This window comes from Streptococcus sp. CCH5-D3, assembly GCF_001556435.1.
GTDB lineage: Bacteria > Bacillota > Bacilli > Lactobacillales > Streptococcaceae > Streptococcus.
In genome coordinates this window covers 1-1,817 of record NZ_LSIW01000023.1, presented here as the reverse complement: position 1 = coordinate 1,817, position 1,817 = coordinate 1, and the positions used below count along the sequence as shown (strand labels likewise).

Below are 1,817 nucleotides of genomic sequence, written 5' to 3'. Positions count from 1 at the left end.
AACTTTTCTTTTTCATAATCTCCTAAATCCAGGGCTCAGGTCCTGGATTTTTTTGCGTGAAAGATTAATCATGTAAAGAGTTTAGCATTATAGTTTGTCTTGTCTGGACTGGGCCACCATCTCTAGGAAATAAGCATGAACCCTTGTATCACCTGTTAATTCTGGATGAAAAGAGGTGACAAGCATATGTTTTTCCTTGGCTGCCACGATAGCTCCATTGACTTGAGCTAGAATCTCCACTTCTGGTCCAACGGTTTCAATGATTGGTCCACGAATAAAGACCATGGGAATCTCACCAATTCCCTTAAAGTCAGCATTTGTGACAAAACTGCCCAGCTGACGACCATAGGCATTACGTGCGACACTAATGTCCATACTTGCCAAATGTTTTGTTTGGTCGCCTACTATGGTTTTAGCCAACAAGATTAGGCCTGCACAAGTTCCAAATACAGGTAGTCCTGCATTAATTTTCGCCTTAATTGGCTCAAACAAATCTAAATCATGCAAAAGTTTCCCCATGACTGTCGACTCGCCACCCGGTAGAATGAGCCCGTCTAAATCAGCGTGAGTTTCCCAATCCTGTCGATTCCTGATTTGAACTGTTTCAACTCCAAGTTTTTTCAAGACCTGCTCATGTTCCGCAAAAGCACCTTGCAAAGCCAGTATTCCGATTTTTGTCATCTATTTTCCTCGCTCTGCCATCAAAATTTCTATTTCATCCTTGTTAATACCAACCATGGCTTCACCCAAATCTTCTGACACTTGCGCCAAAATGTCCGGACGATTATAGTTAGTCACTGCCTTGACGATTGCCTCCGCACGTTTTTTCGGATCTCCTGACTTGAAAATCCCTGAACCAACAAAGACACCTTCAGCACCAAGCTGCATCATAAGCGCAGCATCCGCTGGTGTCGCTACACCACCTGCCGCAAAATTGACAACCGGCAACTTGCCATGTTCGTGGACATAACGGACCAAGTCAATTGGTACCTGTAAGTCTTTCGCAGTAATATAGAGTTCATCATCTATAAGATTTTGAATACGGCGAATTTCTTGGTTCATAAGTCGCAAGTGGTGAACAGCTTGGACAATATCACCAGTTCCTGGTTCACCTTTGGTACGAATCATTGATGCCCCTTCAGAGATACGGCGAAGAGCCTCACCAAGGTCCTTGGCCCCACAAACGAAAGGCACATCAAACTTCGTTTTATCCACATGAATAAGGTCATCGGCTGGTGTCAATACCTCACTCTCGTCGATATAATCAATCTCAATTGCCTGCAAAATCTGTGCTTCCACGAAATGACCAATACGCACCTTAGCCATAACTGGAATACTAACAGCGTCCTGAATTTCCTTGATCATCTTAGGATCACTCATACGTGATACACCACCCACAGCACGAATATCAGCCGGAATACGTTCCAAGGCCATGACCGCAGCCGCTCCCGCCTCCTCAGCGATACGTGCCTGCTCAGGGTTTTGAACGTCCATGATGACGCCCCCCTTAAGCATCTGTGCCAAATTTTTGTTTAAGTCGTAACGATTTGTCATTGCAATCACCTCTCATGTTTTTATGCCCTTTATTTTACACAGGATGATTTTTGAAAAAAAGAGTCTTTTTCTCGAACTGTATGGGGACAATTACTCTTTCAATCATATCTATAGACGAAAAAATAAATAAATTAGGAAAACTCTTTTATAGACTATAACTATCATAAATATGAGCATCTTTTTATAAGAGTATGGCGTTTTTGTATCCGTTTTCTATTGAAGTTATTAGAAAATAAGATTAAAATATAATTGTAAATTAATTT

At 41.8% G+C, this 1,817-nt stretch carries 2 protein-coding genes; both read right to left on the bottom strand.

Annotation, left to right across the window (positions count from 1 at the left end):
• Positions 1-87 precede the first annotated feature (87 nt).
• Positions 88-681, bottom strand: a complete 594-nt coding sequence (gene pdxT / locus AX662_RS00550) for a pyridoxal 5'-phosphate synthase glutaminase subunit PdxT (protein WP_021143879.1) — start codon at positions 679-681, stop codon at positions 88-90.
• Positions 682-1,554, bottom strand: coding sequence for a pyridoxal 5'-phosphate synthase lyase subunit PdxS (pdxS, locus tag AX662_RS00545; protein WP_060971290.1), 873 nt, complete (start codon positions 1,552-1,554; stop codon positions 682-684).
• Between the last annotated feature and the right edge of the window lie 263 nt (positions 1,555-1,817).

Excerpts from the sequence above, each read along its gene's own strand:
- pdxT (WP_021143879.1), bottom strand. The coding sequence starts at position 681 with ATGACAAAAATCGGAATACTGGCTTTGCAAGGTGCTTTTGCGGAACAT.
- pdxS (WP_060971290.1), bottom strand. The coding sequence starts at position 1,554 with ATGACAAATCGTTACGACTTAAACAAAAATTTGGCACAGATGCTTAAG.